Source organism: Shewanella ulleungensis, assembly GCF_014648315.1.
Taxonomy (GTDB): Bacteria; Pseudomonadota; Gammaproteobacteria; order Enterobacterales; family Shewanellaceae; genus Shewanella; species Shewanella ulleungensis.
Genome location: NZ_BMQW01000006.1, coordinates 324,401 through 330,546, shown reverse-complemented (window position 1 = coordinate 330,546; position 6,146 = coordinate 324,401). Strand labels below are relative to the sequence as shown.

At 40.7% G+C, this 6,146-nt stretch carries 5 protein-coding genes and 1 rRNA gene; 2 read left to right on the top strand and 4 right to left on the bottom strand.

The genetic code is table 11. The features are described from left to right. Both IEY40_RS13595 and gmhB read right to left on the bottom strand, forming a co-directional pair. Window positions 1–103: ribosomal RNA gene (locus IEY40_RS13595) — 16S ribosomal RNA — on the bottom strand; the annotation flags it as partial. 798 nt (window positions 104–901) lie between these two features. Further along, the gene (gmhB, locus tag IEY40_RS13590; protein ID WP_188957029.1) at window positions 902–1,456 is read right to left on the bottom strand and encodes a D-glycero-beta-D-manno-heptose 1,7-bisphosphate 7-phosphatase; all 555 of its coding nucleotides are present in this window, start codon (window positions 1,454–1,456) and stop codon (window positions 902–904) included. A gap of 203 nt (window positions 1,457–1,659) precedes the next feature. Here gmhB and IEY40_RS13585 point away from each other — a divergent pair, with 203 nt between their 5' ends. Further along, the gene (locus IEY40_RS13585; protein ID WP_188957028.1) at window positions 1,660–2,334 is read left to right on the top strand and encodes a GntR family transcriptional regulator; all 675 of its coding nucleotides are present in this window, start codon (window positions 1,660–1,662) and stop codon (window positions 2,332–2,334) included. 102 nt (window positions 2,335–2,436) lie between these two features. Next, a complete protein-coding gene (locus tag IEY40_RS13580; RefSeq protein WP_188957026.1) occupies window positions 2,437–3,519 on the top strand; it encodes a ketoacyl-ACP synthase III in 1,083 nt (360 codons plus the stop codon). Window positions 3,520–3,592: 73 nt separating this feature from the next. Here the strand turns inward: IEY40_RS13580 and IEY40_RS13575 are convergent, their stop codons facing one another. Further along, window positions 3,593–4,282, bottom strand: a complete 690-nt coding sequence (locus IEY40_RS13575) for an exonuclease domain-containing protein (RefSeq protein WP_188957024.1) — start codon at window positions 4,280–4,282, stop codon at window positions 3,593–3,595. Continuing rightward, complete coding sequence (locus tag IEY40_RS13570; protein ID WP_188957022.1) at window positions 4,282–6,129, bottom strand: DUF294 nucleotidyltransferase-like domain-containing protein; 1,848 nt, start codon at window positions 6,127–6,129, stop codon at window positions 4,282–4,284. The genes IEY40_RS13575 and IEY40_RS13570 overlap by 1 nt, the downstream gene beginning before the upstream one ends. Window positions 6,130–6,146: the final 17 nt, after the last annotated feature.

The window sequence follows — 6,146 nt, the reverse complement described above, 5'->3', positions numbered from 1 at the left end:
TCGTCAGCAAAGTAAGCAAGCTTACCCTCTGTTACCGCTCGACTTGCATGTGTTAGGCCTGCCGCCAGCGTTCAATCTGAGCCATGATCAAACTCTTCAATTAAAGTTTTTTGAAATATTCGGTTAATAATATTTCGGCTCAATGAATTCTACTGTCATAATTCGCTTCGCTCAAAGAGCTTACAAATTACTCACTACATTGCTGTAGTGTCATATTACTATGAACATTCTCATCATTGAGTTAAATTTTTTGATTGCCTACATTCCTAAGAACAAGAAGACAATTTCGAATAACTCAATACCTGTGAATGTCCACACAGATTACTTGATAAATTGTTAAAGAGCGTACTCGGTAACTAGCGTTAGACGCCGTGTTCCGTGTCAGTGGTGCGCATTATAGGGAACTCAATTTATTGCGCAAGTACTTTTATCAAATTTTATTGATATTAATACCTAATTGCGCATATTTTAAACTCAAACGCATGTTTTGAGTTGTTTGTGCTGCCTTTATGTACAAATAAGGCCTATTGAAGACTTATATAAATATTATTTTCTTTGTCTACAAAGGCCGTAAACGGCACTATGAACAGAAAAAGTGTTTAAATAACCTTATTGAGTCCGAAATATGACTGAAGTGAAGTTAATACGATGTTAATTGGGTACAAGGAGCAAAATGCATTGATATATAGAGTGAGCAGATTAATAACTATGTAGATAAAGAGGTAAAGTCGAGTCGATGAACGAGCAAGCAAAAATATAATACCATGAGATAGAAAAGCAAAACCTTACTTGTATACCTTTTCTAAACTGTTATTAACCCTGAGATGAATTTCTGTGTATTTTTGAGTAAGGTAGCGAGACTCTACACATTAACGCTACCTATATATTAAATAGTATCTGTTTATAAAGACTGGCGAAGTAACTTCGGTACGTCAGCAATGCTGTCTACTACTGCCGTAGCAAGCTCAATACCCGCTTCATCGACCACTTTACCTGAACGAACTAATATCGCGCTTGTAATACCCGCAGCTTTTGCCGCTCTCATATCATCCGCTTTATCGCCTACCATAACTGATTGGCTTAAATCTATTTTGAGAAACTGAGCCGCTGAGTTAAGCATCCCTGGTTTAGGTTTTCGACAATCGCAATCTTGCTTGTATTCACCCAAGCCTTTTTCAGGATGGTGCGGGCAATAATAAATGCCGTCAAGATCGACACCTTTGTCTGCAAAGTTCCAATCCATCCACTCGGTTAAATGATGAAAGTCGTCTTCGCTATACATACCACGGGCAATACCTGATTGGTTAGTCACGACAACAAGGAGATAACCCATCTCTTTTAACGCTAAGCATGCTTCAAATACACCATCGATATATTCGAAGTCATCTACATTATGCACATAGCCAGTGTCTTTATTAATAACGCCATCGCGATCTAAAAATACAGCCTTTTTCAACCTAGTCACTCCTCAAACTCAATACTGGGTGGATTATCCCACCGACATCAATTTGGTGCCAGACAAACTGTTAAATATTACGTATTTGATCATTTAGTCAATTTTTATGATGTTTATCTGCATTTATGCAGAGGTTTCACTTTATAATGGCGCTACTAAGCGTTACCCTTGCTCGAATAAATTAGTGATGAACACAAAAATACATGAGCAATATACCTCCTATTATTCACAAAACACGAACACAACTTGTTGTGGAAGCGCTCAGAGAACAGATCCTTTCTGGTGATATAGAAGGTGGCGAACCGCTAAGGCAGTCAGCAATTGCGGCACAGTTAAATGTTAGCCGTATTCCGGTTCGTGAAGCCTTAGTGCAATTAGAAGCTGAAGGTTTAGTCAATTTTGAACCCCATAAAGGGGCAACGGCCACTAAACTGTCAGTTGAACAAGTCACTGAGTTATTTGAACTTCGAGCCATGATTGAGTCTGATTTATTGGCTAAAGCTATTCCCAACTTGACCGATGAAGATATCTCAGAAGCAGAAGCAGTGCTTGTCCAACTGGAATTGGCATTTAAGCTGAAAGAATCTGTGGCCAGTTGGAGTGAACTGAACACGCGTTTTCATACTCGTTTGTACGAGGCGGCTAACCGTCCCCATACCCTCGATGTGGTTCACGGCTTAAATACAAATTGCGATCGTTATATCCGCTTGCAGCTGCTATTTACTGGCGGGATCCCAACGGCTGAACGTGAACACCGAATTTTACTTGAACTGTGTAAAGATCGTGATGTCCAAAAAGCAACCGATTTACTGCGCCTACATATTTTGCATGCTGCAGACTCGATTACCAAATTAGTAGAACAAAAAATTAAGTCATAACAACAGTCATGCTATCAATGATAAGCGTCAGTTACACATAAGCGTATGTGCCAACTTATTGATATTGAAAGATGACTGTTAACATATATTGAGAGAAATGCTATGCAGTATGCACACATTACCGGTTGGGGAAAATCAGTACCGACCGCAACACTGACTAATGACGATTTAGCCACATTCATGGAAACTACCGATGAATGGATTAAAACGCGTACAGGGATCAGTAAACGTAATATAAGCCATGTTAATACTTCTGAAATGGCATCGGTTGCAGCAAAGCATGCGCTTGCAGCCGCTGGTATTGATGGCAGCGAATTAGATTTGATCATTTTAGCTACCGCCAGCCCAGATACGTTGATTCCTAATATTGCGTCTACTGTTCAAGCCAATATTGGCGCAACATGTGGTGCTTTTGATATTAACGCAGCATGCAGCGGCTTTTTGTACGGTGTGGGTTTGGCAAGTTCAATGATTAAAAGCGGCCAAAATAAGAAGATTCTTATCATTGGTGCTGAACGCTTGTCTTTTTATTTAGATTGGTCTCGCCGTGAAACAGCAGTGTTATTCGGTGATGGTGCTGGTGCAATTGTATTAGAAGCGAGCGACAGTCCTGGCGGAATATTAGGTTATGAGCTAAATAACGACCCTGAAGGTCGCGATATTTTACAATCTAACTTTGGCACTCAAATGGACCGATTTGATACTGAATCTCTGGATTTTTATATCCATATCAACGGCCAAGACGTATTTAAGCGCGCAATCCATGGCATGGGTAATTTAAGCGCTAAAGTGCTTGAAAAATGCAACACAGACATCAACGATGTCGACTTTGTTATTCCGCATCAAGCTAACGAGCGTATTATCGACACTCTTGTTAGCCGGATGAAAATTCCAAAAGAAAAAGCCTTTGTTAATATTGCTGACTATGGCAATACTTCTGCAGCAACAATCCCTATCGCGATTTGTGATGCTTTGTCACAAGGTAAAATAGTGCCGGGCCAAACCATTTTATCATGTGCTTTTGGTGCAGGGTTAACATCTGCAGCAATGTTATTTAAATGGGGTGAGCGCACTACGCCAATTAAGATGAGTGACGCAACATTACCACCGTGTGATAAAACGGCGCTTGAATTGATAAAGCCTGCTGTCGATTATTTTTTCAGTAAAGCTCGAACTGCTGAATAACGCATTATCAATACAAGAAAGTCAGTCTTAATCTGGCTTTCTTGTTTTTGATCGCAAACAGCAATTGAACCATCTACCTAATCACATCTATCAATTTCTTGACCGTTAACTTTTTAACATCACCCATTGCCGCCACTTGCGCTAGCAAGAGCTCTGCACAAGATAACGCATCCACTAGAGCATTATGAGCAGAATATACAGGTAAATGGTAACGCGCTCGGCTTGCACCTAATCTTAACGATCCTTGTTGTAAAATATCTTGTTGTTGTAATCTACGTTTTTTTTCAATCGCTAGAGTATCGATAAATACCAACGGGATTGAATGACCAAAACAGCGAACTAATTGCTGCTGAATAAACTGGATGTCTAACGGTGCATGATGCGCAACTAAGATATGGCCTTCAGTTTGCGATAAAAACCATGCAAGCGCTTCTGGTAAGGTTAATGCTTTGTGCAATTGATTATCAACAATGCCATGAACTGTGGCACTTTGTCCGACACTGCCGCTAATCGCAATCATCAGATGTTGTGCTTTTGCTAACGGGATCTCGCCTTTCACTATCGGAACTAAACCGATACTAATCACTTGGTCATTCTTAGGGTCTAATCCTGTCATTTCAAGATCAATAGCCATTAATGGCGCATCATGAAAGGTGCAAGACAGAGCTGGAGTTATCGCCTGCAAATACTGATTTAATGGCTCTGGTAAACCAGTCATTTTTTTACGCCACAACAAGAATTTGAGCCACCAAAGTGTTGGCACTAAAAACTCCTCAAAAATTTCAATTTAATCCCAGCCTGAGCATCGTGTACGACTTTAAATGCGTCACGCAGTTGATGACGCAATAATGATGATAAATGCTGAGGCTTTAAAAAATTATTTACCGGCAGATTATTTGTGACTTGATACCCTTGGTTAGCAAGACGCATATGGGCAATAAATTCGTGTGCATCAGCAAGATTAAGCGCATCTTTGCGATTAATAATATTAGCATCCATCAAGGCCCTGATCCTCTTAGCGGTATTCACTTCCTTTATACCTGCACTTAATGCATATACTCTGGCAATATCATTAATCAGTGCACTCCCCTTATGCTTTAAATCCATACCTTTGACTTCACTGCCATCACGTTCGAGCACAAATTTCCTGAAAAAACCTAACGGAGGTGATTCAGTTAACGAGTTCCCCGCCATGCCAGCCAGAAATATATCGTTATCTTTCGTCGACGTTAACACGTCATCTTGTAGTTCACTGAATAAGTTGATTGGCCCAAATACGGGTCGCATATCAAAAAAAATACTCGCATGCATTAGTGCTTTAGGCTCTGGCGTTAGCACCCAATGTTTAAATAACGATTTCCATTGGTTTAACGGTAAACGCCACTTAGGATTTTGAGCCATGATATCGCCAGGACAATATACATAACCACATTGATCAAGCCCTTTGCAAACCGCCTTAGTTAACGCTTCAAAATAAGCTGCCGCAAATTCATCAGGCTCGTGCGCCAGTAACAAGCCATTATCTTGATCTGAACATGCCACTTGATCTTGTCGGCCTTGAGATCCAAATGCTAACCAACAGAAAGCCATCGGTGCCTTACCTAAAATTTGCTGGTTCAACTCAATTAATCGGCGCGTTAACGCATCAGTCACTGAGGTTAACACTCGACCAATCTCTTCAGCTCTAGCATCGGCACTGATGAGATTTTGTAATAACAACGGAATTTGTTTACTGACTTGAATTAAACTGTCGATATTGCCTTGTCGACCAATTTCACCGATTAACAATAATGGCTGCGAACGCTGCGCACGTAAAATATCGGTGCTGGTGATCATACCAATGGCTTTATTACCATCAACAACTGGCAAGTGGTGAATATTATGTTCGCTCATAGTTAGCATGGTTTCAAAAACCAATGCATTGGCATGAGTGGAGATAGGATTGACCGTCATAGCTTGACTCACCAAGGTATCCACATCTAGCCCTTCAGCAATAACTCGATTGCGTAAATCACGGTCAGTTAAAATACCCACAAGCTTATTATTATCAATCACCAGTACTGAAGACACTCGGTGTTCACGCATTATTTTAGCGGCATCGATTACACTCGCGTGCGCCTGAACAATAATGGGTTTAGCACACATAATCGAAGTAATACGACTGGTTGTGGTAAGGTCTTTAGCTTTAAAGCGTCCCTCATTACGTAAACGTTTAGCAAACGCTCGAGCAAAAAACTGATCGAAACTACGCTGCTCTGCACGTAACTGCGCAAAAATAGCTTGAGGTAAGTGGTAAACCAAACCATCTTCTAAGATAGCGACTTTATTCACTACTTTCTCGCCAGACAATAACGTCGAAAAACCAAAGCACTCACCTTCAGCAACACGATCGACCAACACACCGTCAGGATCTCGCACCTCAAATGCACCACTGCGTACGATATATAATTTAGGGTTTTGAGTATCAAATTCGACAAAAGCAGAGGCTTTACTGTAATAGCCAACCGTGATGTTTTTAGCACAACGGCTTATGACCTCAGCGGGTAAAGAATCAAATGGAGAATGTGCAGCTAAAAACTGCTCGACGGGTTGTAGCTCACTTGCATCCATATTATATCCATATTGAA

Coding starts and splice junctions, on each gene's coding strand:
- IEY40_RS13585 (WP_188957028.1), top strand. CDS start 1,660: ATGAGCAATATACCTCCTATTATTCACAAAACACGAACACAACTTGTT.
- IEY40_RS13580 (WP_188957026.1), top strand. CDS start 2,437: ATGCAGTATGCACACATTACCGGTTGGGGAAAATCAGTACCGACCGCA.
- IEY40_RS13570 (WP_188957022.1), bottom strand. CDS start 6,129: ATGGATGCAAGTGAGCTACAACCCGTCGAGCAGTTTTTAGCTGCACAT.